Origin of the sequence: Synechococcus sp. PCC 6312, from assembly GCF_000316685.1 — a bacterium.
Lineage (GTDB): Bacteria > Cyanobacteriota > Cyanobacteriia > Thermosynechococcales > Thermosynechococcaceae > Pseudocalidococcus.
In genome coordinates this window covers 1,777,292-1,804,288 of the sequence record NC_019680.1, presented here as the reverse complement: position 1 = coordinate 1,804,288, position 26,997 = coordinate 1,777,292, and the positions used below count along the sequence as shown (strand labels likewise).

Annotated in this window: 27 protein-coding genes; 16 read left to right on the top strand and 11 right to left on the bottom strand. The window is 50.9% G+C overall.

Going from position 1 to position 26,997, the window contains the following annotated elements:
- Positions 1-120: 120 nt before the first annotated feature.
- The 6 genes from SYN6312_RS08735 (at position 121) to SYN6312_RS08715 (ending at position 7,746) form a co-directional block, all read left to right on the top strand.
- Complete coding sequence (locus SYN6312_RS08735) at positions 121-1,812, top strand: hypothetical protein (RefSeq protein WP_015124503.1); 1,692 nt, start codon at positions 121-123, stop codon at positions 1,810-1,812.
- 21 nt (positions 1,813-1,833) lie between these two features.
- Entirely contained in the window at positions 1,834-2,010 is a 177-nt protein-coding gene (locus SYN6312_RS19780) for a hypothetical protein (RefSeq protein WP_015124502.1), read from the top strand.
- Between the two features lie 52 nt (positions 2,011-2,062).
- Entirely contained in the window at positions 2,063-3,388 is a 1,326-nt protein-coding gene (locus SYN6312_RS08730; RefSeq protein WP_015124501.1) for a cell wall metabolism sensor histidine kinase WalK, read from the top strand.
- Positions 3,389-3,456: 68 nt separating this feature from the next.
- Positions 3,457-4,533 (top strand): Mrp/NBP35 family ATP-binding protein, encoded by a 1,077-nt coding sequence (locus SYN6312_RS08725; protein WP_015124500.1) that lies wholly within the window; start codon positions 3,457-3,459, stop codon positions 4,531-4,533.
- 18 nt (positions 4,534-4,551) lie between these two features.
- Positions 4,552-7,353, top strand: coding sequence for a cation-transporting P-type ATPase (locus SYN6312_RS08720; protein ID WP_015124499.1), 2,802 nt, complete (start codon positions 4,552-4,554; stop codon positions 7,351-7,353).
- Positions 7,354-7,404: 51 nt separating this feature from the next.
- Positions 7,405-7,746 carry a hypothetical protein gene (locus SYN6312_RS08715; RefSeq protein ID WP_015124498.1) on the top strand — a complete coding sequence of 114 codons (342 nt, stop codon included), beginning with the start codon at positions 7,405-7,407 and terminating at the stop codon, positions 7,744-7,746.
- 8 nt (positions 7,747-7,754) lie between these two features.
- Here the strand turns inward: SYN6312_RS08715 and SYN6312_RS08710 are convergent, their stop codons facing one another.
- The 7 genes from SYN6312_RS08710 to rpsO all read right to left on the bottom strand — a co-directional run bounded on the left by SYN6312_RS08710 (position 7,755) and on the right by rpsO (position 14,281).
- On the bottom strand, positions 7,755-9,917 hold the full coding sequence (locus tag SYN6312_RS08710) for a bifunctional diguanylate cyclase/phosphodiesterase (protein ID WP_015124497.1): 2,163 nt from the start codon (positions 9,915-9,917) through the stop codon (positions 7,755-7,757).
- Between the two features lie 185 nt (positions 9,918-10,102).
- The gene (gene hemC / locus SYN6312_RS08705) at positions 10,103-11,071 is read right to left on the bottom strand and encodes a hydroxymethylbilane synthase (protein WP_015124496.1); all 969 of its coding nucleotides are present in this window, start codon (positions 11,069-11,071) and stop codon (positions 10,103-10,105) included.
- Positions 11,072-11,209: 138 nt separating this feature from the next.
- Positions 11,210-11,881 (bottom strand): amino acid ABC transporter permease, encoded by a 672-nt coding sequence (locus SYN6312_RS08700; protein WP_015124495.1) that lies wholly within the window; start codon positions 11,879-11,881, stop codon positions 11,210-11,212.
- 18 nt (positions 11,882-11,899) lie between these two features.
- Positions 11,900-12,823 (bottom strand): ABC transporter substrate-binding protein, encoded by a 924-nt coding sequence (locus SYN6312_RS08695; RefSeq protein ID WP_015124494.1) that lies wholly within the window; start codon positions 12,821-12,823, stop codon positions 11,900-11,902.
- Positions 12,824-12,928: 105 nt separating this feature from the next.
- Positions 12,929-13,141, bottom strand: a complete 213-nt coding sequence (locus tag SYN6312_RS08690; protein WP_015124493.1) for a DUF2949 domain-containing protein — start codon at positions 13,139-13,141, stop codon at positions 12,929-12,931.
- 376 nt (positions 13,142-13,517) lie between these two features.
- Complete coding sequence (locus SYN6312_RS08685) at positions 13,518-14,003, bottom strand: PAM68 family protein (RefSeq protein WP_015124492.1); 486 nt, start codon at positions 14,001-14,003, stop codon at positions 13,518-13,520.
- An 8-nt stretch (positions 14,004-14,011) separates the two neighbouring features.
- Entirely contained in the window at positions 14,012-14,281 is a 270-nt protein-coding gene (gene rpsO, locus SYN6312_RS08680; RefSeq protein ID WP_015124491.1) for a 30S ribosomal protein S15, read from the bottom strand.
- A gap of 190 nt (positions 14,282-14,471) precedes the next feature.
- Between rpsO and SYN6312_RS08675 the strand changes: the two genes are divergently transcribed.
- The 9 genes from SYN6312_RS08675 (at position 14,472) to SYN6312_RS08635 (ending at position 22,326) form a co-directional block, all read left to right on the top strand.
- Positions 14,472-14,828: a phage holin family protein gene (locus SYN6312_RS08675; protein ID WP_015124490.1), complete on the top strand. Its 357-nt coding sequence runs from the start codon at positions 14,472-14,474 to the stop codon at positions 14,826-14,828.
- Positions 14,821-15,951, top strand: coding sequence for a nicotinate mononucleotide-dependent phosphoribosyltransferase CobT (gene cobT, locus SYN6312_RS08670; RefSeq protein WP_015124489.1), 1,131 nt, complete (start codon positions 14,821-14,823; stop codon positions 15,949-15,951). The genes SYN6312_RS08675 and cobT overlap by 8 nt, the downstream gene beginning before the upstream one ends.
- A gap of 49 nt (positions 15,952-16,000) precedes the next feature.
- The gene (locus SYN6312_RS08665; RefSeq protein ID WP_015124488.1) at positions 16,001-16,690 is read left to right on the top strand and encodes a lipid-binding SYLF domain-containing protein; all 690 of its coding nucleotides are present in this window, start codon (positions 16,001-16,003) and stop codon (positions 16,688-16,690) included.
- 81 nt (positions 16,691-16,771) lie between these two features.
- Positions 16,772-17,911 carry a glycosyltransferase family 1 protein gene (locus SYN6312_RS08660; protein ID WP_015124487.1) on the top strand — a complete coding sequence of 380 codons (1,140 nt, stop codon included), beginning with the start codon at positions 16,772-16,774 and terminating at the stop codon, positions 17,909-17,911.
- Positions 17,912-17,970: 59 nt separating this feature from the next.
- Entirely contained in the window at positions 17,971-19,560 is a 1,590-nt protein-coding gene (locus tag SYN6312_RS08655) for a sodium:proton antiporter (RefSeq protein ID WP_015124486.1), read from the top strand.
- A 103-nt stretch (positions 19,561-19,663) separates the two neighbouring features.
- Positions 19,664-20,641, top strand: a complete 978-nt coding sequence (locus tag SYN6312_RS08650) for a glycosyltransferase family 9 protein (RefSeq protein WP_015124485.1) — start codon at positions 19,664-19,666, stop codon at positions 20,639-20,641.
- Positions 20,634-21,233: an HAD-IIIA family hydrolase gene (locus tag SYN6312_RS08645; RefSeq protein ID WP_015124484.1), complete on the top strand. Its 600-nt coding sequence runs from the start codon at positions 20,634-20,636 to the stop codon at positions 21,231-21,233. The genes SYN6312_RS08650 and SYN6312_RS08645 overlap by 8 nt, the downstream gene beginning before the upstream one ends.
- A 70-nt stretch (positions 21,234-21,303) precedes the next feature.
- A complete protein-coding gene (locus SYN6312_RS08640) occupies positions 21,304-21,654 on the top strand; it encodes a YbaB/EbfC family nucleoid-associated protein (RefSeq protein ID WP_015124483.1) in 351 nt (116 codons plus the stop codon).
- 54 nt (positions 21,655-21,708) lie between these two features.
- A complete protein-coding gene (locus tag SYN6312_RS08635; protein WP_256377493.1) occupies positions 21,709-22,326 on the top strand; it encodes a response regulator transcription factor in 618 nt (205 codons plus the stop codon).
- Between the two features lie 4 nt (positions 22,327-22,330).
- Here the strand turns inward: SYN6312_RS08635 and SYN6312_RS08630 are convergent, their stop codons facing one another.
- A complete protein-coding gene (locus tag SYN6312_RS08630) occupies positions 22,331-22,576 on the bottom strand; it encodes a 2Fe-2S iron-sulfur cluster binding domain-containing protein (RefSeq protein WP_015124481.1) in 246 nt (81 codons plus the stop codon).
- Between the two features lie 34 nt (positions 22,577-22,610).
- On the bottom strand, positions 22,611-23,129 hold the full coding sequence (locus tag SYN6312_RS08625) for a DUF29 domain-containing protein (RefSeq protein WP_015124480.1): 519 nt from the start codon (positions 23,127-23,129) through the stop codon (positions 22,611-22,613).
- A 90-nt stretch (positions 23,130-23,219) separates the two neighbouring features.
- Between SYN6312_RS08625 and ilvD the strand changes: the two genes are divergently transcribed.
- A complete protein-coding gene (gene ilvD / locus SYN6312_RS08620; RefSeq protein WP_015124479.1) occupies positions 23,220-24,905 on the top strand; it encodes a dihydroxy-acid dehydratase in 1,686 nt (561 codons plus the stop codon).
- Positions 24,906-24,943: 38 nt separating this feature from the next.
- Here the strand turns inward: ilvD and SYN6312_RS08615 are convergent, their stop codons facing one another.
- Entirely contained in the window at positions 24,944-25,918 is a 975-nt protein-coding gene (locus SYN6312_RS08615; protein WP_015124478.1) for a DnaJ C-terminal domain-containing protein, read from the bottom strand.
- 152 nt (positions 25,919-26,070) lie between these two features.
- A complete protein-coding gene (locus SYN6312_RS08610) occupies positions 26,071-26,934 on the bottom strand; it encodes a phosphatidate cytidylyltransferase (RefSeq protein WP_015124477.1) in 864 nt (287 codons plus the stop codon).
- Between the last annotated feature and the right edge of the window lie 63 nt (positions 26,935-26,997).

Here is a 26,997-nt window from a genome sequence, read left to right as displayed (position 1 = left end):
AACTAGAACTGCATCTGTCTATACCTAGGACAAAAATTATTAACTTTAGGCTTTGCATAATTGGAATCTTAGGTAACAATGTCCTTCCATAGGCGTTTTGCAAATGTGACCTGGATCGGCATGGCAACCTGGGAATTTTTACTGCAAAAAGAAGGCGATCGTGAATGGCTTTCCCTCGAATCGGCCCATGGGTCCGTGTTGGAAGGCTGTTATCGGTTGATGGCTAAATGTCCCCACCCCGATGCTTCTATTGATATTGAAATTAATCATTACTTTGACCAGGCCGGCCTAACCAAACATCGTCAACAGCACCGTACCCACCGCAGTAGTGCCTCTGGGCTTTTGGGGGTCATTCCCTTTACCTATCTTGAACCGGGCCTGTGGGAATTAACCTGTAGTCTCCAGCAAACTCCCATTGATCCAAGTCAGTCTGTTCAACTGAAGCTAGAGGTTTTACCCCAATTGATGAATACTGAATGGGACTGGGAGCCAGAACCCGGCCTGGAGGGGGACAATGCTACTCAGCCCGAATTACCCCAGACCCTCAACCCACCTGCACCTGGGGAATTCCCACGACCGGAACCAGCCACTGCATCTACGCTATCCCCTGGGCCGACACCTCTCTTGGTTTTGGATCAAAGTGCCCATACGGTATTTGCGGATGAAGTCGTCACCTTGACAGGCCAGGTCTGGGCAGCGGGAGAGTTAACCATTCGTCTGCGAGACCCCCTGACCCAAGAGCTTACCTGCGAGCAAACAATCCACTTGATAGATCCAGTGCCCCAGCGGTTTAGTTGTACCTTAAATCTGCCCCAGGCCAATTGTGTTTTAGTTGGCGAAGCGCGGTTAATCCCCAGTTCTGGTGAACAGCAACCCCATCTGCGGGCCTCCCAAGCCTTTATGATTACGGTTTTGCTCCCCCCAGATACGGAACTCCTCAACCAACTCTTATCCCCCTCTGCGTCCCTTAACAGCACTAGACTTTCCGAACGGGACTGTACCTCGGCTAGCACTGGTGCACATGCGCTATTCCCTGACCCTGTGGTAACCAGTCGCAAGGCGCAATCGGCCCCTGATCTGTTTAATGTCGAGGCCGATAAACCCTTACCACCTGCATCGCCAAAGCCCACTTCACCCCGTCCAGAATTACCGATTCTAGCTCCCATTGCCTTATCCACCGTCCCCTCGCCTGGGTTAGTCATGCCCCCCAAACTGGCAGCAGCGGCAGACCCTTACCTCGACCACCAGGCCGTGCAGTTGCCCCATTTTTGCCAGCGGTCGCCATCCACACCCCCTGCCCCTGTTCAGCCCCGCAGTTTTGCGACTCTCAAACGCCAACATCGGTTTTTGAAAACCCTGGTTAACTTAGCGGGTGATGTGGCTGTTCTGAATCCGGAACCTGAAAGTCCAGAGCCCATATCCCCTCTGGTCGCCCCTGCCCCTAAATTCTCATCCCCAATCCTCCCGCGCCCCTTAGCGGCCCCCATTTTGCACATTGCCCCCAACTCTCTCCAGGCCGGGACATTATTTTCCCTAAATTTGGACTTGCCCGAATATTATCCGGGGATTGGGGTAAAACTGTGGGTTACCAATGCCGAAACCGGGGACTTAATTGCTGGTCCACGCTGGCTAACAAGCTTCCAGGCCGGTGCCGAGACGGAAACAGCAACAACCCATCTAAGCTTGGGGATTCCGGCCACCGTCAAGGTTATTGCCCTGATGGCCATTGCCGTGGATGAAAAAACTGGCCGGGAAAGCCAAACTGTAGTCATGCGCCAACACTTGATCCCGGGCCAAACACCGGAGAGTTAAGTCTAAGCCGATGGGGGAATAATGGGGATTGCAATTAGTAGTTTTATTGGGCTTTTAATCCTAACAGAACTGGTGATTGGGTTGCGGCAGTTGATTACCCTTACCAGCGATCCTATTTTTGGGGGCGATTCTGGCCATTGCCTCGAATTGGCGATATTTACGGGCATCATGAACCCGCCCAATTTCACCCTTAACTAAGCTGGTTAAGCTAAATTCAGCCCCCTCTCCTAATAGCTCCCAAATTTAGACTATGGGTAATGTCCTCACTCAACTGCCCCTATTCCAGGCCACCCAACGCCGCCTGGCCATTTGGTACACCTTGGTCACAGGCCTGTTGTTATTGATTTTCGCCACAGGGTTTTTCTGGTATGTGCGGGGTACACTCATCGAGCGGGTGGACGATACCCTCAATCATGTGGTGGAAGTCGTCAGTCGCTCCCTGATTATTAGCCCCGATGCCCCAGATCCGATCAACTGGCCGGTTAGTTTTGACCATAACCCCTTGGCCACAGCAGCCCTTGAAGAAGACCACATTGACTTGGAAGGGTTTAATGCAGCCGGAGAACTGGCCTGGTCAACCTTGGGAGATGTGTTGGAAATTCCCCTGCGTCCCAGCCGAAATCCCGTCACAATCATCACCAATCCCCTCGCCCCACCGGAATCACGCCACTGGTTAAGGCAAATCACCGTTACCCTGCGCCAAAAAAATCAGGTGATTGGTTATTTGCGAGTCAGTCATCCTTGGTTTGAGGTAACACGCCCCAGCCAAGAGTTATTACGGGATCTGGGCCTGGGCCTGGGGGCCATGGTGGGCCTGGTGGCGGCCAGTGGTTGGTTTCTGTCTCGGCTGGCCATGGAACCAATTTGGGAATCCTACGCCTACCTGAAACAATTCACCGCCGATGCCTCCCATGAACTGCGCAACCCCATTGCCCTGATTCAAACCAATGTCCAAGTGGCCTTAGCCGATCCCCACCCCGACCGCCAGGCCCAGCAATTACAAGCTATTGAACGGATCACCAGACGATTGGGCCGCTTAGTGGATGATTTACTGTTTCTCGCCCGCCAAGATAGTGGGATTGTTCCGCTGCGATTACAACCCTGCGCCTTAGATGGCATCTTGATGAATGTAATTGGGGAGCAGGAAATCATTGCCCAGTCGCTGCAAATCACCCTGGATCTCGAGATTGCCGATATGGAAGCCCTGAACCCAAATCCCAATGATGAACCCTTCACTCTCCAAGGCGATGAGGATCAACTATTACGTCTATTTACAAACTTAATCAGTAATGCCATTGTCCACAGTCCTGGGTCTGGCTGGATTCGGATTCAACTCTCCCAGGAGGCTCAATCCTATCAGGTCACGATTCAAGATCAGGGGCCGGGGATTCCCAGTGAATCTCTGCCGCGGATTTTTGATCGCTTCTTTCGCCTGAAGCCAACACAGTCAGACGGCACCGGGTTAGGATTAGCCATTGCCCAGGCCATTGTCCACAATCATCAGGGCAAAATCCAAGTTAAGAGTGGGATTAACCAAGGCACCAGCTTCACCGTCTCCCTCCCCCGCACCAATTGATCCCTCAGGGCAATTTATAATTAGAGATAGAAAGATTTTTCCTTAAGTCCCCTCAAGAGTTAGTCTTTATGCCCCCTACCCTCAGTCCTGCCTCAGTTTTGGATGTCTTGCGACCAGTAGAAGATCCCGAGTTACGGCGGAGTTTGGTGGAACTGAACATGATCCGCAATGTGGATATCCAGTCCGGGACGGTGCGCTTTACCTTGGTCTTGACAACTCCCTCCTGTCCGTTACGGGAATTTATTGTTGATGATTGTAAAAAAGCTGTCTTTGCCTTGCCAGGGGTTGCAGATGTGCAGGTGGATGTGACAGCAGAAACACCTCAACAAAAAAGTTTGCCCGACCGAACCGGGATTCCAGGGGTTAAAAATATCATTGCGGTTTCCAGCGGCAAGGGCGGGGTGGGTAAAAGTACGGTAGCCGTCAACATTGCTGTGGCCCTGGCAGAGGCGGGTTCGGCCGTGGGAATGATTGATGCCGATATTTATGGGCCGAATGTGCCGACCATGTTGGGTCTAGAGAACGCCATTATTGAAGTTCGGAAAACCCCCCAAGGGGATGTCCTAGAGCCACCCAGTCATTACGGGGTGAAAATGGTCTCCATGGGCTTTCTCATTGATCCGGATCAGCCGGTGGTCTGGCGTGGGCCGATGTTGAACGGGATTATTCGCCAATTTCTCTACCAGGCCGACTGGGGCGAATTGGATTATTTAATTGTGGATTTACCGCCTGGAACCGGAGACGCGCAATTAACCCTAGCTCAGGCTGTCCCCATGGCCGGTGTTGTCATTGTCACCACTCCCCAAACTGTGGCCCTTCAAGATGCCCGGCGGGGCCTGAAAATGTTTCAGAATTTAGGGGTGCATGTCCTCGGCCTGGTGGAAAATATGAGCTACTTTATTCCGCCGGATTTACCGGATCGCCGTTATGACATTTTTGGCTCTCAAGGCGGGGAGCGGATGGCCAAGGAGTTAAATGTGCCCTTGTTGGGTTGTGTACCCTTGGAACTCAATGTCCGGGAGGGGGGCGATGCGGGTTTACCGATTGTCTTGAACTATCCTGATTCCGCCTCGGCTCAGGCCCTACGTCAAATTGCCCAACAGGTGGCGGCCAGGGTTTCTATCGCGGCTTTAGTGGGTATTTAGGTTAGCGTGAATAACTTTATGGTTGTCTCCCCCAACTCTCCGGCCTGGCATACCCTCAGTCGCCAAGATACCGCTGTCCATCTGCAAACAGATCCCAACCGAGGACTGACAACTGAGCAGGTTGAACAACGCCACGACTATTACGGGCCCAATGAACTCAAAGAAACTCAGGGTCGCAGTAAGTTTCAGATTTTCCTGGATCAATTTCGCAATGTCATGCTGATCATGCTGATTGTTGTGGCGTTCATCTCTGGTGGCCTGGATGTCTATGAGGCCTGGACTAGTCACACATTCATTTTTCCGAAAGATGCTGCGGCAATTTTGGTCGTTGTGGTTCTCAATGGCCTGTTAGGCTATGTGCAGGAAACGCGGGCAGAAGCGGCCTTAGCAGCCCTGAAAAGTATGGCCACCTCGAAAGTCCGGGTGATTCGGGCAGGACGGGTCAGTGAAATTGACTCTGTAGAATTAGTGCCTGGGGATGTCCTGATTTTAGAAACAGGAGTAAAAATTGCTGCCGATGGCCGGCTGTGGGAAGCCGTTAATTTGCAAGTCCGGGAAGCGACTCTGACGGGAGAAGCCCATGGGGTGATCAAAGATGCTGGCCTGGAACTGCCGGAAGATACGGTTTTAGGGGATCGGTTCAATTTTGTTTATGCCGGGACCGAAGTAACCCAGGGGCGGGGGACAGTCATTGTCACTCATACGGGCATGAGTACTGAGCTAGGGAAAATTGCTACAGCCCTGCAAGCGGTGGAAACAGAACCAACCCCCCTGCAAAAACGGATGACGGAACTGGGGAATAAATTAGTCTTTGGCTCCCTCATCCTAGTCGCCCTAGTTATTGCTGTGGGATTAATTTTTCGACCAGATTTATTTCGACAGTTCGTGGAAGTGTCCCTGAGTATGGCCGTGGCGGTCGTTCCCGAAGGCTTACCGGCGGTGATTACCGTAACCTTGGCCCTAGGAACCCAACGGATGGTCAAGCGCAATGCCCTCATTCGTCGCCTTCCGGCCGTAGAAACCTTGGGAAGTATTACCACCATCTGCTCTGATAAAACGGGGACATTGACTCAAAATAAAATGGTGGTGCAGGAAATTCGGACTCTCCATAATCAGGCCGATGTGACTGGAACGGGCTATGACCCTGATGGTGAATTACAATCCCGCCCTCCCAGTGACCCCCATGTGGCTGGCCTTGGCCTGGCTGAACAGCGATTGCTCCTCTTAGCGGGGGCTGTTTGTAATGATGCCGTCTTGCAAAAGGAAGCAGGGGAATGGGTCATTCTCGGAGATCCGACAGAAGGGGCGTTGTTACCCTTAGCGATTAAAGGTGGTTTTGACCTAGCGCAACTTCAACAAGAGTTTGAACGCCTGGTAGAGTTTCCTTTCTGTGCAGATCGAAAACGAATGAGCGTGATCGGGACTCTAGCTACGGCGAGTCACTATGGCCTGGACGGTGCTCCCTACCTCATGTTTACCAAAGGGTCTCCAGAACTGACATTAGAATGTTGTACCCAAATTCAATTAGGTTCGGCCGCCCAGCTCCTTAACCCCGGCCAACGGGCCATGATTTTGGCTCAAAACGACCAACTGGCCAAGCAAGGGCTACGGGTCTTAGGTCTCGCCTATCGGGCCTGGTCAGAGTTGCCGCCCCCTGCTTCTGAAGTCCAGAGTGAACAGAATTTAGTTTGGCTGGGCCTGGTGGGTATTTTAGATCCGCCCCGTCCAGAAGTAAAGGCGGCTGTAGAAAAATGTTTAACCGCTGGGATTCGCCCGATCATGATTACCGGGGATCATCAACTCACCGCCCAGGCCATTGCCACCAGTTTAGGCATTTGCCAGACCGGGGATTGCGTTTTGACCGGGCGAGATCTGGCCAAACTGTCTCCGGCGGAACTGGATCAACGGGTGATGGAGGTGAACGTCTATGCTCGCGTTTCCCCAGAGCACAAGCTGCAAATCGTCCAAGCCCTCCAACGACAGGGGCAAGTGGTGGCGATGACGGGGGATGGGGTGAATGATGCTCCGGCCCTGAAACAGGCAGACATTGGGGTGGCGATGGGAATTACGGGCACTGATGTCACCAAAGAAGCCAGTGATATGGTCTTACTAGATGACAACTTTGCCACAATTGTTGCAGCCACCGAGGAAGGGCGGGTCATTTATAGTAATATTCGCCGCTTCATTAAATATATTTTGGGTTCCAATATTGGCGAAGTCTTAACCATTGCCGCTGCCCCGATCATTGGCCTGGGTGGAGTTCCCCTGTCGCCCCTACAAATTTTATGGATGAACTTGGTCACGGATGGTTTGCCAGCCTTAGCCTTAGCTGTAGAACCTGGCTCTCCTGGTGTGATGCAAGTCCCCCCCATTAATCCCAAGGAGAGTATCTTTGCGCGGGGGATGGGTTTCTATATGGTTCGGGTTGGCCTGGTTTTAGCGATTGTCACCATTGCCATGATGGCCTGGGCCTATGGGTTTACCAATACTGTCACCTCAGATATCCTAAGTCCAAAACGCTGGGCCACGATGGTATTTACGACCCTTTGCATTGCTCAGATGGGCCATGCCTTGGCGGTGCGCTCAACCTCAAAGTTAACCCTTGAACTGCCCTTCTTTTCTAATCCCTATCTTTTACTATCCCTATTCCTGACAACAGTGCTGCAACTGTGCTTAATTTATGTCCCATTTTTGCGAGAGTTTTTTGGTACATTCATCATCTCTGGTCAGGAATTACTGATTTGCTTTGGGTGCAGTGCCCTTGTTTTTGTTTGGGTTGAGATGGAAAAATTAGTCTATCGTTATTGGAAACGATCCTGAAGGATATTTGCCAGTTTGTCTTACTTCAGGGAAATTAATGCAGAGAGGGCCATGAGTGATGTGATGACAGACAGTAAAGCCAAGCAAATCTTAGATGCTATTCAAGCCCTAACAGTGGAAGTAAAGGTTAACCAGGCCCGGACTGAAGAACAATTCAAGACCTTACGGGCCGAATTTAAGGCTGAAATTAATGAGTTACGGACTGAAGTTAAAGCCGAAATTAAAGCCCTTAATGACAAGGTGGATACTTTACGTTCTGACCTGCGTGATCACATTAACGAACTACGAGACAGGCAAAAAGCAATTGACTCTAGATTATGGGCCTTTATTGTTGGTTTAGTGATATTAGTGGGTGGCGGTGTTATTAAAGTCCTTTGGTTTGACCGGCCTTGAATTTCGGTCTAATTCCCTGCAACAGTCTCTACCCCGCTATAGCCGCGAATGAGTTGGGTTGTAGCCGCCACATCCAAGGGGACAGAAAAATAATAGCCCTGGCCGACTGGACAGCCTAATTCCCGGAGTTGTTGAGCTTGGAATTCAGTTTCAATCCCCTCTGCTACCACCGTTAACTTTAAGCCTTGGGCGATGCCGAGAATTGCTCGAATAATTTCTAAGCTATTTTCATTATGTTCAATGTCTTTGACAAAACATCGATCTATTTTAAGCACATCTATGGGGAGGCGGCTTAAATATCCTAGTGATGAATATCCCGTCCCAAAGTCATCCATGGCCAGACGAATCTGTTGTTGTTTCAACTTTAAGAGGGTTTGCATCGCCGCATCGGGATTTTCAACAACGGTTGTTTCTGTAATTTCTAGTTGTAATTTTTCTGGGGCCAGGCCAGTGCGGGTTAGGGTTTCAAAGACCGTATCCACTAAGTGGGGTTGGCTCAGTTGGCGGGCGGAAACATTCACACTTAAGACTAGGTTTAGATCTGGAAACTGTTCATACCACTGTTGCATCTGTTGACAGGCGTGCCAAAGAACATAGGCCCCAATCGGGATAATCAATCCTGTTTCTTCCGCAATGGGAATAAATTTATCAGGGCGAATTAAGCCCTCAACTGGATGTTGCCAGCGGATTAAGGCTTCAAACCCCTTGAGTTGATTGTTATTGAGGGAGTAAATGGGTTGGTAGTAAACACAAAGTTCTTGTTTCTCTAGGGCCTGGTACAAACTATTTTCCAGTTGCATTCGTTCCCGAAGAGTGGCGTGCATTTCCGGTTGAAAAATGACGTAGCGATTTCCCCCAGCGACCTTGGCCCGATACATGGCAATATCAGCATTGCGAATATATTCATCAGCAGGCTGGTTAAGGTCGGACTTTAGATGTACCCCAACACTAGCTGTGGCAAAAAAGGACTGACCCCGCACAATGAATGGGGCCTGAAATGCACTCACTAAACGTTGGGCCACAATCAAGGCATCATCCAGTTCACCTAAATCATCGAGTAAAATGACAAACTCATCTCCACCCACGCGGGCAATCGTATCATCAGGCCGGAGATATTGTTGCAAACGATGCGTAAATTCAATCAGTAATTGATCGCCAGAGGAATGGCCTAAACTATCGTTAATAACCTTAAATCGATCAATATCAATAAATAAGAGGGCAAAGTGATAGGTGTCCCGTCTGCGGGCATGGCGGAGGGCCTGGCCTAACCGATCCAGGAGTAAAGCCCGATTGGGTAAACCCGTTAAGAGATCATGCAGAGCATCGTGGAGGAGTTGGGTTTCGGCCATGCGGTGTTCGGTTTGATCGGTGAGGGATCCGGCCATCCGATAGGCCTGGCCATACTGATCACGCAAGACTTGTCCCCGACTTAAAGCCCAGCGGTATTGACCGTTTTTGTGACGAATCCGATATTCCTGCTGGAAATGGGGGGTTTGCCCCTGAACGTGCAACGTGAGATTGAGCTTGACCCGCTCCACATCTTGGGGATGGATACGATTAACCCATTCCTCTAGGGTCTGCCCCAATTCATCTTCTTGATAACCGAGGAGAACTTTCCAGCGAGGGGAGTAATATACTTCATTAGTGCGTAAGTCCCAATCCCAAACTCCATCGTTTATTCCCATAATCAACAGGGCATAGCGTTCTGTCGTTTCCAGGAGTGCCATCTGGGCCTGGTGGAGAATGTTGATATTTTGCCCACAAGCAATGCCGCTGCCATCGGGTAGGCGAATGTAACTCCAGAGGGTTTCAATCACTTGGGCTGAGCGGGTATGGGTGGGGATAGATTGCCAACCGTATTGTCCCCCCAACATCCAAGCGCGAACCTGTTGACAGGTGCTTGGATCGGGGTAGCAGGCCGCTAAAACATCCTGGGTGACGAGATCAGCTGTTGTCCACCCCAGTATTTGCGTGAATTCTTCATTTACGGAAATTAATACCCCTTCCAAGCTGTAAATGGCCACCATTAAGGGCAACTGAGAAAATGTATCTCGGACGAGTTGATAACTGTTTACTTCAACCAGCCAATTCGGAACAGACAAGTCGCTTATATCTGCTGGAGCCAAAGACTCATTATCAGGATGCTCAGGATAATCCGTTGTTGATGCCATAGAGAGCCGGAGCCGATTAAACCTGAGAGGTTGTTTTAATTGTTAGTAATTTCACTAAATAATGAGTCATGCTACAAAAAGTTGATAAGTGTAATAAAGGTAAATATCTATATAACTTATAGCAGCCTCAATTCTTGTGCAAGCAAGTCACACTCAAGGTTGTAGATAACATCCTAAACTAAATGTCAAGTGCCCGGACGAACTTCTGTGAAAATCTCAGCTAAAATCTTAGCTGCGCCCTGCCCTTTGAGTTGAGTTGCAAGTTTAACCCCCAGGCCCTCGGCTGCTGTGATTGGCCCAGTGATCTCGTTTTTAACCAGGTTCTGTCCATCTAAACTAGCCACCAGGCCCGTCAAGGTCAATTCATCCCCATTAATTTGCGTATTCACCCCAATGGGTACCTGGCATCCCCCTTCTAGCTCCCGGAGAAAGGCCCGTTCTGCCAAGCAGCGTTGCGCCGTGGGGTAATGTTCTAGGGTTTTGACAATGCCTAAAATTTCTGGATCAGCAGCGCGGCACTCAATCCCCAAAGCTCCTTGTCCGACTGCGTGCAGGGAAATCTCTGGGGGAATGACCTGTTGAATTCGGGCCCCAAAACCCAGGCGTTTTAACCCAGCCACAGCCAAAATTAGGCCATCATATTCACCCGCATCTAATTTTTGTAAGCGGGTATTGAGATTGCCCCGCACATCTTTGAAGGTTAAGTCAGGGAAATAATGCCGGAGTTGGGCCAGCCGCCGTAACGAGGACGTACCAATCACAGAACCAGCGGGTAAGGTATCGAGTTGATGATCTTTGAACTTGGCATTGACCACCAGGCCATCGGCAGGATCTTCTCGCTCTGTGATTGCCCCCAGCATCAAGCCATCGGGTAAGTGGGTGGGTAAATCCTTGAGGGAATGAACGGCTAAGTCTGTATCTCCCCGGAGCATTGAGACCTCTAATTCTTTGGTAAAGAGGCCCTTATCCCCAATCTTGGCTAAGGCCACATCGAGAATGTTGTCCCCTTGGGTGCTCATGGTCACCACATCAAACTGCCGCTCGGGATGCCGTTGCTGTAATTCAGCTTGTACCCATTCGGTTTGCACCAGGGCCAGTTGACTTTTACGGGAACCAATCCGCACAGTTTGGCTAGGAGAAGAAACAGCAGTCATAAAATCAGCCCAAGTTTGCTAAATCACAGGGGTAAGGATTGTCCCTACCTTTTCTACTCTAGTAGATTGTGTTTCTCTCCAGGCCTGGAATAACAATCCTAATGCTGATTCGTTAATAAAGTTAATTCAACTCCTACTTCATGCTTGAAATGCGGCTCTGACCCGTTTCTCACAAACGCGCCCAAACCAGGCAATGGGTAGACTTAAGGCCAGATACAGAAGCAACGCCAACACATAAAGAGGAAAGGGGTTGCTACTGTTGCGAATCGTCCAACTGGTCATGATTGAAGTTAAATCCATCCCAGCAATCACACTGACAATAGCCGAGTCTTTCAACATATAGATAAAATCATTGACCAGAGGCGGAATCACCAATTGGAAGGCCTGGGGGAGGACAACATGAATAAACCCTTGATTATTGGTCATCCCTAGGGAGAGGGCTGCTTCTGTTTGCCCCCGATCCACAGAATTTAACCCAGCCCGAAAGACTTCTGCTTCATAGGCGGCATAGTTTAGGGCGAGGGCAGTGATTCCAGCTGTCCAGGCATTGACAAGGGTAGCTAAATCCAGTTGCGCCAAGATTGCCCCAACCCCGTAGTAGAGGAGGAGAATTTGGGTAATAATCGGCGTACCACGAGTCACTTCAATGAAAAAACGGGCCGGCCAGGCCAACCAAATCAATGCCGAAGTGGACATTGCGGCCAGCACTAACCCGAGGAGGACGGCAATGGGAAAGGAGACTGCGCAATAAATGAGGGTATTCAGTGTCCCCTTGAGAAAATCTGGCAAGGCCCGAATTGCTAACTCCATTGTTGCCCCTGCTATCCCTTAACTAATCCCAATTTCAGCCTGCTGACTATTCCACATTTTCCATTTTTCGTAAATGCCTTTCAGCGTACCATTGGTTTTCAGGTTGCCGAGGGCCTGGTCAATTTCGGCTTTGAGGGTTTCAGCTTTGGGACTACTCTTGTTAAAAGCAAGCACATAGTTATTGAGATAAAAGGGCCTCCCAATCGGTTTCAGGGCGGTTTCCACAGTCCCCCCCGGCCCGCTGCCCAAGACATAATAGGCCACAATGGGCGAATCAATAAAGACGGCATCAATCCGTTTTTGGATTAAATCATCAAAGGGTAGATTACCGTCATAGGTACGGGGTGTCAGGTTGGGGTCGGATTCAAGAATTTCTTGGGCTTTATATCCCAGGCCTGTACCCACCGTCATGCCGGCTAAATCGGCCAAACTCATCTCGCTGTCAGCATTAAATTTCGCAAACCGCTCATCATCAGCCCGGACGACAATTTGTTGACCATAGCGATAGTAGGGGACAGAGAAAATCTGGGTCTTTTCTCGATCGGCATCAATTTCCCAACCGTTCATAATCATGTCAAACCGATTGGCCGCGAGGGAGGCCCCCAGTTGGGCATAGGACGTTTGCAAGAAGGTCGGTTTTGCACCGAGTTGTTCCGCCAAGGCCTGGGCAATTTCCACCTCAAAGCCAATCAACTCGGCTGGACTTTGGGGATTATAGAAAACATAGGGCGCGCCGCTGGTTGCCTCCCCCCCCCATTGCAAATTGCCCGGAATCATCAAGCCAGAACTAGACACCGGAGCTGGGGAACTACTGGTTTCATTGCTCTCAGTGACATTTCCAGAACAACCCACCAGGCCACTTTTCAAGGTAGCCCCTAAAATAACCAGTCCCGCAGTTTGTCCGACCCGAGTTATAAACTGACGACGCTGTAATGCTGACACCCGATATCCTCCACAACACTGAGATAAGCAGCCTAAAATCGGATATTTCTACCAATCCATTTATAGTAAGTTAACCTGCCACAGTTTTCGTATCAAAGGACACACCTAGCTGGCCTGGGGATGTTGATCTAGCCAATCATAGAGTTGATCGAGTTGGGCCAGGGTAATGAGTCCATACTGCCAAAGAATAATCGGCAAGGGCCCACGGGATTGTCGCCACTGTCGCATCGCCAAGTCAATGGACTCCGGAGAAAGGGACAAATCTTGCTTCAGGTAATTTAAAAGGAGCGGGGCTGGGGAACTAATGGTTTTGATCATGGGGCTGAGGACAATGGCAAAGGATGAAAGAATCGGGTTGAATCATCAGGGCTTAGAGTTGGATTAGGCGACCAGGCCTGGTTTATGCAGACCGTTAACCGCATTTCCGGCAGAATTTGAACCACTCTTCTACTCAAGCCTGAAAATTGACTGTCTAACCGAGAGAGTATATCAGTGTTCTAGGCTACAAAACGGTACTTTTTCGTAAACATTTATGTTGCGCTTAACCTGCCTACCTGAGGTTGCCCATACCTTAGCAAATTTCTCAAAAAATCGGTCTCCCACACCCAGGTTTACTTCGCGCCTGAGTTCTAATTGGGCAAGTTGATTAAGGCAAAGACCAGTTTAGCCCTCGAAGGCAGGGAGGGTTTAGGTATTAGGAATTTTGTTTGCGGGCCTGCCAACTCTCAATAATCCGGCCAAAGTTGAGGCGAAATTCTGACCAACCGAGGAAACTTCCTGGTACTTCTTCTTCCCAAGAGGCGGAAATGACTCCATAACTTAAGCCCAACACTCCTAACCCAAAGCAGCCCATACTCACGAGGACAACGGCAACATTGGGGAGTTCAAATAATTCTTGCTTGACAATCACATAGCAGAGGGGAAAGGTCAGCAATCCTAAAAGACTGGGAACACCGCAGCAAACCGCCATCCGGGTCGCCATCCGATTACTCACCACCTCAGGGATGCCCAGGCCAGCTTTTTTCTGAGGGCTGCTTGGTTGACTCTCAGGTTGAGGGGCCGTCAGGGAGACCTTGGGTGTTTTTTTCTGAGACTTTTTGGATTTAGGTTGAAAGGGTAACGAAGTCTGGGGTTGAGAGTTCCCAGAGGCGGCTGACTTTGCTGAGCGTTCCTGAGTCATAACGTTTATTAACCGCGGATACCGAGCTTGCCAATCAGTTCCCGATAGTGACCACCGTCATGTTTAGCAATGTAGCTGAGGAGACGTTTGCGCTGACCAATCATTTTCAACAAACCACGGCGGGAGGCATGATCTTTTTTGTTGCTCTTGAGGTGCTCTGACAGGCGCTTAATCCGTTCGGTGAGGATTGCCACTTGGACATCGGCAGAACCTGTGTCAGTCCCATGAACTTGGTAGTCGTTGATGATTTCCTGTTTTCGCTCTTGAAGTAAAACCATAATTCCATCTGGTGCAGTAGGGGTCAGGATTCATCATTCTACCAGATTCCCCTCAGGGCTAACTCTATCGGTTGGAGATTCCATTCCCTAGATTCCATTCCCTAGAATGAAGGGAGGGTTTAGGTGGGATAGCCATGCCGTTGTCCTCTAACCCTTTGTTGCCAACCCCACACCCCCACGGGAGGACTAAATGAGTTTAATCATTACCTGGTTAGTCACGAGTCTAAGCTTGTTCGTGATCTCTAAAATTGAGATTCTCGGGGTAGAGATTGAGAGTTTTCCCACCGCATTGTGGTCTGCGGCTGTTTTTGGCATTTTGAATGCAACCTTGGGAGCCGTTCTCAAATTCTTGGCGTTTCCGATTACTTTTTTAACCCTGGGCCTGTTTGCGTTGATTTTAAACGGGGTGATTTTTGCCTTGGCGGCCGCACTGGTGAGTGGATTTAACTTGAAAAATGGCTTTTGGAGTGCCTTATTTGGGGCAATAGCCTTGAGCGTGATGAACTCCTTGACCTTTGCTGTTTTGGGAAGCCTAGGGATTGTCTAAACCCGGCCTGGAACTTTTTTCCCCAGCGATTCAGATTTACTGCCATCCAGGCCTGGCCCAGGGATGGTTAACCCGCTATCAGCAGCGGCGGCCGGCCTTTGCTTGTGTTTTGGGATTTACAGAAACGGCCCTGATTCCCGGAATTTCTGCGGCTGGGGCTACACCAGAATCTCGCCAATATACGGCCCTTGCCGATGCTGAATTTTTGATCAATGGCCCGCAACCTCACCCCCGCTACCCCTTACCCCCCTTAACTGCTGGAGCATCCCCTGTTTTAATTACACGGGCAGTGATCCAGGCCTGCCATTGGCCCACTTATTTGTTTAACACGGGCCTACCCTTTCCCCCCAGTGTGCCAATGATTGACGTTTCCGGCCAGCCAACACGCTGTTTAACGACAGGAAAGGCTATGGATGCAGATCTAGTGGAGCGTCTCTGGGAACAAGGTCTGGCCTGGGGCGAAAAGCTCAACCCTGATTGTGATTATCTAATTCTTGCCGAATGTGTGGTGGCCGGCACAACGACTGCTTTGGCTATCTTGGAAGGCTTAGGCATCCCGGCCCGACAGCGGATTGGCAGTAGTCATGTCCAGGCCAATCATCGGCAAAAATGGCACTTGGTTCAACAGGCCCTCGCCCATCTGTCTGTTCCATATACACCAATGGAGTTAGTGGCTAGGGTGGGAGATGCGATGCAGATTTTTGCGGCCGGAATGATCATACGTGCCAGTCAGCAGGGGGGAGTGCTCTTAGCAGGGGGCAGTCAAATGTTAGCCGTTTATGCCCTCGCCCAAGCCTTAGCCAAAGCAGAAAACCTGGCCTGGCAACCTGACAATATTGTCATTGGCACGACTCGCTGGATTACCGAAGATGCTGGAGCCGATGTGGTTGGCCTGTCTACAGATCTGGGTGTTCCCCTCCTAGCAACTCAATTAAACCTCGGTCAGTCCCAATTTCCAGCCCTCCAGGCCTATGAGCAGGGGTTTGTCAAAGAGGGGGTTGGGGCCGGGGGTGTCGCAATTGGGGCCGCACTTTCCCACAACTGGACATTAGCCCGTTTAGCCAATGCGGTTGAGCAGGTTGCCGCCGCCTATCTCGAGAGCCAATTGCACTACCCCATCTGATCTAAGCTCTATAATTGCCCTTGGTAACAATTTTGGTGGAGTGAGCCTGATGAAATCCTTAATCCCGTGGGGCCTCGTCCCTGCCCTCGTCATTGGTGTTACTGCACCTGGCCTGGCAAGTGATAACCTCAGCACCGTCACCCAACGGGTCGAAACCGCCACCTTTGTTCTGAGCCAATTTACCGCCGACAGCAGCCAACGCATCCCCCCTTCAATCATTCGCAAAGGGCAAGGCATCGCGATTGTCCCTGGGATTGTCCAGGCTGGGTTTATTTTTGGTGGTCGCCGTGGTGCGGGGATTCTCTTAGTACGTAATGACAAGGGTGGTTGGAGCCGTCCCGCTTTCATTACCGTCACCGGCGGAAGTTTTGGCTTACAGATTGGCGCGCAATCCTCAGACTTAGTGCTGGTGTTTAATAACAAATTAGTCGTCACCCAAGCCTTATCCCAATCCTTTCGCCTCGGGGGTAATGTTTCTGTGGCAGCCGGGCCAGTAGGCGGAGATGTCGTCAGTCCCTCTGATCCGAGTCCCAGTGTGTTCTCCTATGCCCGCAACTCTGGCCTGTTTGCCGGGGTTTCCTTAGAAGGGGCAAACCTTTCCTTTGACAGTACGAGCAGCAACACTTTTTATGGAAAAAATAACCTCACGCCGCTGCAAATTTTTAACAACAATCCTCCCTTACCCTCTCCCCCAGTCTTAACTGGACTTTATCAAGCCCTGGCGAGTGCGGCCCGGTAGCCTAGTCTTTGCCGCTGCACCCTTGCCTGAGTCACCCTCTAGTTTCAGAATGGGAAAGGCTTGTCTCGGATTGGCGGTGATATGCGCGTTGCCTTAGTCACGGAAACCTTTTTACCGAAAGTGGATGGGATTGTCACCCGCCTTTGCCAAACCGTCCGGCATTTACAAGAACTGGGAGATCAGGTTTTGGTCATCTCTCCAGCCGGGGGGATTAAGGAATACTGCGGCGCGCAGGTGCATGGGGTAACGGGCTTTCCTTTGCCACTCTATCCCGAACTGAAATTGGCCTTACCCCGGCCCTCCATCCAAACGGCCATTGAAGCCTTTCAACCTGATTTAATCCATGTGGTCAACCCGGCCGTGTTGGGCCTATCAGGAGTCTGGGCCGCCAAAACTCTAAATTTACCCCTAGTGGCGTCTTACCACACTCATTTACCCCAATATCTGCAGTACTACGGTCTAAGTTCTCTAGAGGGGGTATTGTGGCAACTCCTGCGCTTAGTGCATAACCAGGCCCAGTTGAATTTATGTACCTCCACCGCGATGATTGCCGCCTTAGATCGCCATCACATTGACCATTTGGCCCTGTGGCAGCGGGGGGTTGATGTGGAGCTATTTCACCCGAGTAAAGCGGATCCGGCCATGCGTGAACACCTGAGCCAAGGACATCTAGATTCACCGTTGTTACTCTATGTCGGGCGGTTATCGGCGGAAAAAGAGATTGAGCAAATCAAACCGGTTTTGGCAGCCATTCCCAATGCTCGGTTAGCCTTAGTCGGCGGTGGTCCCCATGAAGCTGAACTGCGGAAATATTTTGCCGACTCGCCCACTTTTTTCGCGGGCTATTTAACCGGAGAACCCCTAGCCCAGGCCTTTGCGGTGGCCGATGCCTTTGTCTTTCCCTCACGGACTGAAACCCTGGGATTAGTGTTATTGGAGGCAATGGCGGCGGGTTGTCCAGTCGTGGCAGCCAGAAGTGGGGGAATTCCCGATATTGTCCAAGATGGGGTGAATGGTTACCTGTTTGAGCCGACAGATCCCGCCGGAGCCATGACAGCCACCCAAAAGTTACTTGCACAGCCTAGTGAAAAAGAAGCCCTGCGCCAAAATGCCCGCTATGAAGCAGAACGCTGGAGTTGGCAAGCTGCGACCCAACAGCTACAGAGCTATTACCAAGCCGTCCTCAGGGCCTACCCGGCTCCAGTTCCCATCGCCTCCTAGATTTATTACTCATGATATAAATATAAAATTGCTGCTGGCCGGGCCGGGGAACGTTGCTAATGTTAGAAAGCATTTGCTGGATTTTACTGCTCGGATTTGGGGGGGGACAACTGGCCCGCCTATTGAAAATTCCAGCTTTGGTAGGGATGGTGATTGTTGGGATTATCCTCGGGCCCCAAGTTGCTCAGGTGATTGATCCAGCCATCTTAAAAGCGGGAGCCTACTTTCAAAAAATTGCTGTCATGGTGATTTTGATGAAGGCCGGCCTGGGCCTGGATTGGGAAAAGCTCTCTCAGCAAGGGACAGTGGCTCTGCGCTTAGGATTTTTCCCAGCGGCCTGTGAAACACTCGTGATTGCCTTTGCCGCGATGGTGTTATTTCAGTTTGACTTTGCCACGGGCCTGCTCTTGGGCTGTGTGATTGGGGCTGAGTCACCTGCCGTGATTGTGCCGGGGATGTTGCGCTTAAAGAGTTTAGGCTGGGGAGTGAGCAAGGGCATTCCTGATGCGGTCTTAACAGGCAGTGCCTTATCAGATGTCCTGATTTTGTTGGTGTTTGGCCTGTTGATGAATGTTCTAGGGGAAGGGCCGGCCCAGGCCTGGTATTGGCTCCCGCTGCAAGTCCTGATGCAAATGAGTTTGGGATTATTGTGCGGTTGGGTCTTGGCGCAAATTTTAGTCTGGGTCTTAGTGCGACAAAGTTGGACCCAAACCCTGACCCAAGATACCCTGGTGACGGCTGGATTAGCTCTAGCTTTAATCTTATTGGCTGACCAGTTACCGATATTTTCAGGCTATTTAGCGGTCATGGGGGCGGGGTTCTTTTTGATTGAACTGGATGCTCCCTTAGCCCGGCGATTACGATCTGGGTTTGATAGTCTGTGGACGGTAGCGGAACTATTTTTATTTGTGTTTCTCGGAGCTAGTATTCAAGTCAACATTTTGGGAGAGACCTGGGGCCTGGGCCTGGGGATTTTAGCCATTGGTACTTTAGTCGGCCGGATGATCGGTTGGTTGCTTTCGACTTGGGGGAGTAATTGGAACTGGAAAGAACGGCTTTTCTTACTGCCAGCCAATTCCGCTAAGGCCACGGTGCAAGCAGCGATTGGTGGTTTACCCCTGGCTATGGGGATTCCTGGGGGGGACAAAATTCTGGCGGTGGCCGCGCTTTCAATTTTAGTAACCGCTCCCCTCGGGGCCTGGGCTATTCCCACCTTTGCTCCCCAACTCCTCAGCCGCGGTGAGGTTGACCCGACCAAAACAACCATGACCCGCAAATTAACGATCCTGGCTGCAGTTGACACGGACTCCCAGGCCCCCATTGTCCTCAAAAAAGCAGCCGAATTGGCGCGCCGCAGTGATGCCGAGGTGATTGTGCTCCATGTCATCCAAACCCCCGAAACCAAACCCCTAGAAACCTTACAAACCCAATGTCAATCCTTGTTAGCGGACATTCGCCATCGGATCATGACCGTTGAAGGCACAGTTCCCGCCGAAATTTTACGCATTTCCCAAGAGTTCCAAGCCAGTGAAATCATCCTCGGTCGGCAGGGACAGACAGGGTGGCAGTCCAAGTTGATTGGATCCGTTTCCCAGGCCATCTTAGAATCCAGTTCTACCCCCGTCTTAATTGTCTCAGAAACCGCTTGAGGCGATGATCACCGGATTGGGCAAAGTGGTCTTGAGGATGAGCCGAGTTAGGGCAGCCTAGCCACTGTAAAATGGGTTCGATTCTGAAGGTTCTATCGCGTCTATGGCTAGTCAGCGGATCGTCATGTTGATTCCGGGGGGAATTGGGGATCAAATCCTCATCTTTCCCACCTTGGCAGATCTGCGGGGCCACTATCCCCAGGCCGAAATTGATGTTGTGGTTGAACCTCGCTCCCAAGCGGCCTATGAGGTGAATGCCGTCGTGAATCAGGTTTTGACATTTCCATTTCGGGCTAAAAAAACTTGGCGGGATTGGTGGGGCCTAATTCAGCAAATCCGGAGCAGACAATACGACATTATTGTTTCCCTCGGTGAAAGTTTTGCGGTACGGGTTTTGCTCTGGTTAACTGGGGTTCCCAAGCGGGTCGGGTATGCTAACCAAAAAACTTGGGGTTTACTGACCCATCCGGCTCCCTTAAATAAAAACCAATATGCGGCCGCTATGTATCATGATCTCCTCAAGGGCCTGGGGATTGATCGGGAATATCCGCCTTTAGTAGCCACTGTTAAACAGAAAGACCAGGCCTGGGGAGAGTCAGAACGGCTTCGTTTACAGGTGCAATCCCCCTACATCCTGATTCACGGCGGCTCTAGTAAAATGGCCCGCCTGAAGGGAATCAATAAGATCTACCCGATCCAGGCCTGGCTTGAAGTTCTCCATACCCTCAACGCAAAGTATCCCGGAATCTCAGTGCTGATCGTGCAGGGCCCGGATGATCAGGAATGGGGTGAACAATTGACCGCCGCCATCCCGGAACTGAAACGGACTCAGCCCCCCAGTTTTGGCAAATTAGCCGCGCTGATTGAGACCGCAACTGGGATGATTTGTACCGACAGCGGCCCGATGCATTTAGGAGTTGCCTTAAATACCCCCTTAGTGGCTCTTTTTGGCCCCACTGACCCCCAGAAACTCTTACCGCCCCAACCCCATTTCCGGCCGGTGAAATCTCCTACGGGGCAAATTGGTGATATTTCTCCGGCCATGATATTAGCTGAAGTTGTCGAGGTGTTGCATGGCTAGAGCCGCCGTATTTTTGGATCGCGATGGGGTTCTCAACCAAGAGGCTGGCTATTTATTTCAGGTTGAGGATCTCCAACTAATGCCCGGTGTGGCCCAGGCCGTGGGGCGGTTAAATCAGGCCCAGCTATTTTGCTGCCTTGTTTCTAATCAATCGGGCCCGGCTCGCCATTACTATGACTATGACCATGTATTGGCCCTGCATCACCGCTTAGAAACCTTACTGGCTCAAGAAGCGGGGGCCAAACTGGATGCCCTGTATTTCTGCCCGGAACTCAGTCCCCCTGAAGGTGGAATCAACCCAACCTATACGGCCTGGACAACCTGGCGAAAGCCCAATACGGGAATGCTCGTTGCCGCGGCCTGGGATCATGATTTAGATATTGCCTCCAGTTTTATGGTTGGGGATAAGGCCACGGATATAGATTTGGCTCGGAATGCCGGCTGTCGGGGGATTCTTGTCCAAACCGGCTTCGGGCAGAGCGTCTTAGCTGGGGATTATCAACACCAAACGGAGCCGGATTTTATTGCCGCGGATCTCAACCAGGCCGTGGATTGGATTCTCGCACAGCTACCCGCTAGTCCCTCAGAATGATTTTTGCAGATCCTAGGGATGAGATATGATAGCAGGCGTGACTGATGTTTGTTGATTGGGAAGGAATGTTATGGCGCAGGGACAAGGCTTTGGATTTGGCTTAGGCAAAATGCGGGAATTGGCAGATGCCATCCAAAAAGCCCAGAAAGTCCAAGAAGGAGCCAAAAAACTCCAAGAAGATTTAGAGCAAATGGAAATTGAAGGCCAAGCAGCCGGGGGCCTGGTCAAGGTGTTTATGAGTGGGACGCAAGAACCATTACGGGTGGAAATTACCCAGGATCTCCTCTCAGAGGGGGCCGAAGTCCTGTCAGATTTAGTCACTGCGGCCATGAAAGATGCCTACATCAAATCCACCACCACCATGCGGGAACAAATGGAAGAATTAACGGGCGGGTTATCCATCCCTGGCCTGGGCGGTTAAAGGATCAAACCGCAATTCCCTAGGGGTGAAGCAATGGCGGGGCCGTTATGAATTTTGATTGTCGAAGATGACCCAATGATGCAGTTGGGCTTAGAGCAATCTCTGACGGCCTATTCCCAGTTTGAGATTATTGCCCAGGCCGATGATGGGTTTTCGGGGGTGGAAGCGGCCCGGAATTTACAGCCGGATTTAGTGGTCATGGATATTGGTTTGCCAGGCCTGGATGGAATTGCCGCCACCCAGCAAATTAAGGCCGAATTTCCCCAGATCCATGTAGTGATGCTGACCTCCCATCAATCAGAAACAGAAGTGGTAGCGGCCTTGTCCAGTGGAGCCGATGCCTATTGTATCAAGGGAGCTACGGTTGATCGTCTAGTCACTGCGATTGCCGCTGCCCAAGAGGGAGCTACCTATTTAGACCCGCAAATTGCCCGGCAAGTGGTTCAACATCTCCGTCCACCCCAAACCAATCCCAGTGGAATGCAGTTATCTCAGCGGGAAATGGATGTTTTGCAATTGATGGTGCAGGGATTAAGTAATCCGGAAATTGCCGAAAAATTATTCCTCAGTCCCAACACGATTAAGACCCATGTGCGGGGAATTATGAATAAACTCTCGGTAGATGATCGAGTCCAGGCGGCGGTGGTGGCCCTCCGGTCAGGCCTGGTCTAAACTCCTACCACGTGGGATCCCTAAATAAGTAGACAGTGTACTGAGCCTGGCCTGGGGGAATGGCACTAATACAGGTTCTCACTTCACCCAATTCCTCAACCTCGACCGTACAGGCCCCACAAGACCCCTGCAAACATCCTGTCGGAATCTCAATCCCGGCCTGGTGCGCCACCTCTAACCAAGAATCCCCGACACTGGCCTGGATGGTTACGCCTTCAGACTGAAAACAGATAGTAATAGACTCAGGCATGATCAGGACGGACTAAATCTTCACGGTTAACAAATCAGGATTGAGAAGCCAAAATTTCCAGCCTTGAAAATGGACAGTCTGATGGAAAACGCTGAATTGGCATTTGGGTTTCCTTGGCCGCATCTCGGCGCGCCCGCTGATAGTATTTGTTGAGCCAGGCAGAGTCCTCTAAAAAACGCCGCAAACTGGGAGTGTCTTCCAAACAATCTTGGATTCTATCTCGGCAATTGCTGATCGTGATTTCCCAACTCGTTGTTTTGCGTTCTGGTTGGTAGCGGCATTTCAGTAAATGAAGTAACAGGACTTGTAGATAGCTACCTAGTTCCCGCTGTTCTCGTCGGCCCAGGGCCTCTAGCTCCTCGATTAAATTCAGGACATCTAATTCTTGCCAACACCCTTGATTCAGACAGGTGATTTGATGCTCTGTCCACTGCAAAAAATCCTGTTCATGAAGGGAGGACGGATTCATAGGACGCAATTGGGGATTTACTTGCTGTTGTTGACCAGACTCCAGGCCTGGATAAAAAATCAGAATCTTTAATTTACTACTCACAACTTAACACAGGCCCACAGCCGGCAAAAGTCTGAGAAAATGGGATAACTCAATCTACTGAGAATACTAATAACCCTGAGTGAAAGATTTATGGCGGACAATTGGCGGAGTCGGATCATCACCCAAGGCGTACAACGGACTCCCAATCGGGCCATGCTCCGGGCTGTGGGCTTTGAGGATGTGGATTTTAACAAACCCATCGTTGGCGTGGCCAGTGCCTACAGTACAATTACCCCTTGCAATATGGGGATTGCGATTCTGGCAGAACAGGCCCAGGCCGGGATTCGGGCCGGGGGAGGAATGCCGCAGATTTTTGGCACCATTACCGTCAGCGATGGCATTTCTATGGGCACAGAAGGGATGAAATATTCCCTAGTTTCGCGGGATGTGATTGCCGACTCCATTGAAACTGCCTGTAATGCTCAGAGTATGGATGGGGTTTTGGCCATTGGCGGCTGTGATAAGAATATGCCCGGCGCAATGATTGCCATGGCCCGGATGAATATTCCGGCAGTTTTTGTTTATGGGGGAACAATTAAACCCGGACATCTGGAGGGGGAAGACTTAACCGTTGTCAGCGCCTTTGAAGCCGTAGGTCAGTTTAGTGCCGGTCGGATTGAGGAAGCTCGTCTTTTTGCCGTGGAACGGAACGCTTGTCCGGGGGCTGGCTCCTGTGGGGGGATGTTTACCGCTAACACGATGTCCTCGGCCTTTGAAGCAATGGGGATGAGTTTGATGTATTCCTCCACCATGGCCACCGAAGACCCTGAAAAAGCCGAGAATACCCAACTGGCGGGAAAAGTTTTAGTCGAGGCGATCCGCAATAACCTCCGGCCCCGCAATATTATTACCCGCAAATCCATTGAAAACGCCATCTCGGTGATCATGGCCGTGGGTGGCTCAACCAATGCGGTGCTGCACTTTCTGGCCATTGCCCATTCCGCAGGTGTGCCTTTAGTGCTGGATGACTTTGAAGCCATTCGCGAGCGCGTTCCAGTTCTCTGTGATATGAAGCCATCGGGCCGTTATGTGGCTACGGATTTGCACAAGGCGGGTGGGATTCCCCAGGTGATGAAAATGCTCCTCAGTCATGGGTTGCTCCATGGGGACTGCATCACGATTACGGGGCAAACAGTTGCTGAAGTATTAAAAGACATTCCCGCAGAACCCCGCCCGGATCAAGAGGTAATTCGGCCTTGGGACAATCCCATGTACGCCTCTGGACACTTAGCAATTCTCAAGGGGAATCTGGCGACCGAGGGGGCCGTGGCAAAAATTTCCGGCGTGAAAAACCCAATCATCACCGGGCCAGCGCGGGTGTTTGATTCCGAAGAAGCCTGTTTAGATGCCATTCTCGCCAACAAAATTAACTCAGGGGATGTGGTCGTAATTCGCTATGAAGGACCAAAGGGTGGGCCGGGGATGCGGGAAATGCTCGCGCCGACTTCGGCGATTATTGGGGCGGGCCTGGGAGATACCGTGGGTTTAATTACGGACGGGCGGTTTTCTGGGGGAACCTATGGCATGGTGGTTGGCCATGTAGCTCCCGAAGCTGCAGTTGGGGGGACTATTGGCCTGGTTCAAGAGGGCGACTTGATTACCATTGATGCCCATAAACGGCTGCTGCAACTTAATATCTCGGATCAGGAATTGGCCCAACGCCGCCAGGCCTGGCAACCCCCACAACCGCGCTATACCCAAGGTGTTCTGGCCAAATACGCCAAATTGGTTTCCTCCAGTAGCTTAGGGGCCGTCACTGACTTAAATCTGAGTTGAGACGTATTAATTGAGTTAATGACCGACTTAATTTCCGGCTAAAGAGTCAGATTCTCCAGGCCAGCCCGGGGATTACTCTGGCGAAGTTTGGCCAGTTGTTGATACAGGTCTCGCTCGGCGGCTGTCAGGTCTTTCGGAGTAATGACTTGAATTTTAACCAAGAGATCCCCCATGCCCCCCTTAACCCCAGGCCAGCCTTTTCCCTGTAGGCGTAAGGATTGCCCAGACCTAACACCAGCCGGGATATTCAAGTTGACAGAGCCAGCCGGAGTCAGCAAATTAACTTGAGTACCCAAGACCGCTTCATCTGGGGCAATGGGTAATTCACAAGTTAAACTGTCCCCGTCAAATTTAAAGAAGCTGTGGGGAGTAATTTGGACGCGCAGGTATAAATCGCCGCGCATTTGACTGAGAGGGTTAGCTTGCCCCTTCCCTTTGACTCGGACTTTACTGCCTGGTTTCGCACCTGCCGGAATTCGGACGGTAATGGTTTCTGGCCCCACTTGCAGCCGCTTTTCGCAGCCCTTGAGTGCTTCTGAGAAGGTTAATTGAATCTCAGCCTCCCGATCCGCCCCCACCGGAGAACCAACCCCAGGGCCTGGAAAGCCTTCTCCATAGGTATAGGTCTGTCCTGTCCCCCCCCCCGTTGCCCCTCCATATCCGCCAAAGCGGCCCAGGAGTTCATTAATAAATTCATCAAAATTGTTATAGCGGCCAAAGTCAAAGTCCATATTATTAAAGTCAACATTGGCTCCTGGCCCAGGCCCGCCAACTCCAGGCTGCTGCCAATAGCGACCAAATTGATCGTATTTTTGGCGTTTTTCTTTATCCGAAAGAACTTCGTGGGCTTCGTTGATTTCTTTGAACTTGGCTTCAGCCACTTTATCCCCAGGATTTAAATCGGGATGGTATTGGCGGGCGAGACGGCGAAAGGCCTGGCGGATTTCAGCATCGGATGCGGTCTTAGTGACTCCCAAAATTTGATAGTAGTCCTTAAAATCTGTTGCTGCCATCGCAATTCTGCCCCAACCAGAGAGTATTAAGTTTTAGAATTCTCCTACCTACAATGTATGATAAGTTTTCCAATTACCGGACGGAATATTCAGGTTGTCCAGATAACCGAATCATTGACGGCTCAGGCAGCAGCAGCAGCAAACCAGGAGAATTACTGGGGTAATAGGGGCAGTCCGAGGGTAATCAGATAATAAACTAAGGGAGCGGTGAACACATAACTATCAGCCCGATCTAAAATACCCCCGTGGCCCGGAATTAAATCCCCCGAATCTTTGACCCCCGCATCCCGTTTCATCATGGATTCCGTTAAGTCTCCCAGCAAGCTGGTAATGCCAATCATCACCCCTAGGCCGGTGCCAGCAATAATCCAACTGGGCCACTCTAAAACCCAAGCTCCCCCCAAGCCCATCCCAATACTGCCCAAAATCCCAAACACTGCCCCTTCGACCGTTTTTTTCGGACTAATTGCTGACAAGGGGGTTTTCCCAATCCACTTTCCCATCACATAGGCCCCAATATCCGCCGCCCAAATACAGGCAAAGGCCAAAAGGGTAATCGCCAGGCCTGGAGGTAGTTCTGTGGGCTGCCAAGATGTGGGCCAATACCCTCCAAAGGGAAATGTTGACTCTGGCACACCGAGTTGGCGAATCCGGACTAAATAACTTGGTAAGTAGCCGCCATAGAACAACCCCATAATGGATGTGGAAATATCCGCAATCGAGGCCAGTTTCGGTTCAAACAACAAATAAAAGCAAATAATCGTCCCGGCCAATGGAAAAATGGCATCAGCAACTAGAGGAAGTTTATAGGCGGTAATTAAAAATAGTTGACTGACGACAAGGGTGGTTTTGGTGGCGGGGACAATGCCTTTAGCGCGGGCCAGCTCGAAATACTCTAATTGCCCCAGATACACTAATGCTCCCAGGCCGAGGGTAAAGTACCAGCCCCCCAGCAAGGTAAATCCTAAGGCCACAATGATGGCCACCACTGCACTAGTAATCCGAATCCAAGGCATACGCTTCCACTCCTAGGCCCAGTTGAACCCACATTTCCTAGGGGTAGCACCGTGATGTCGGCC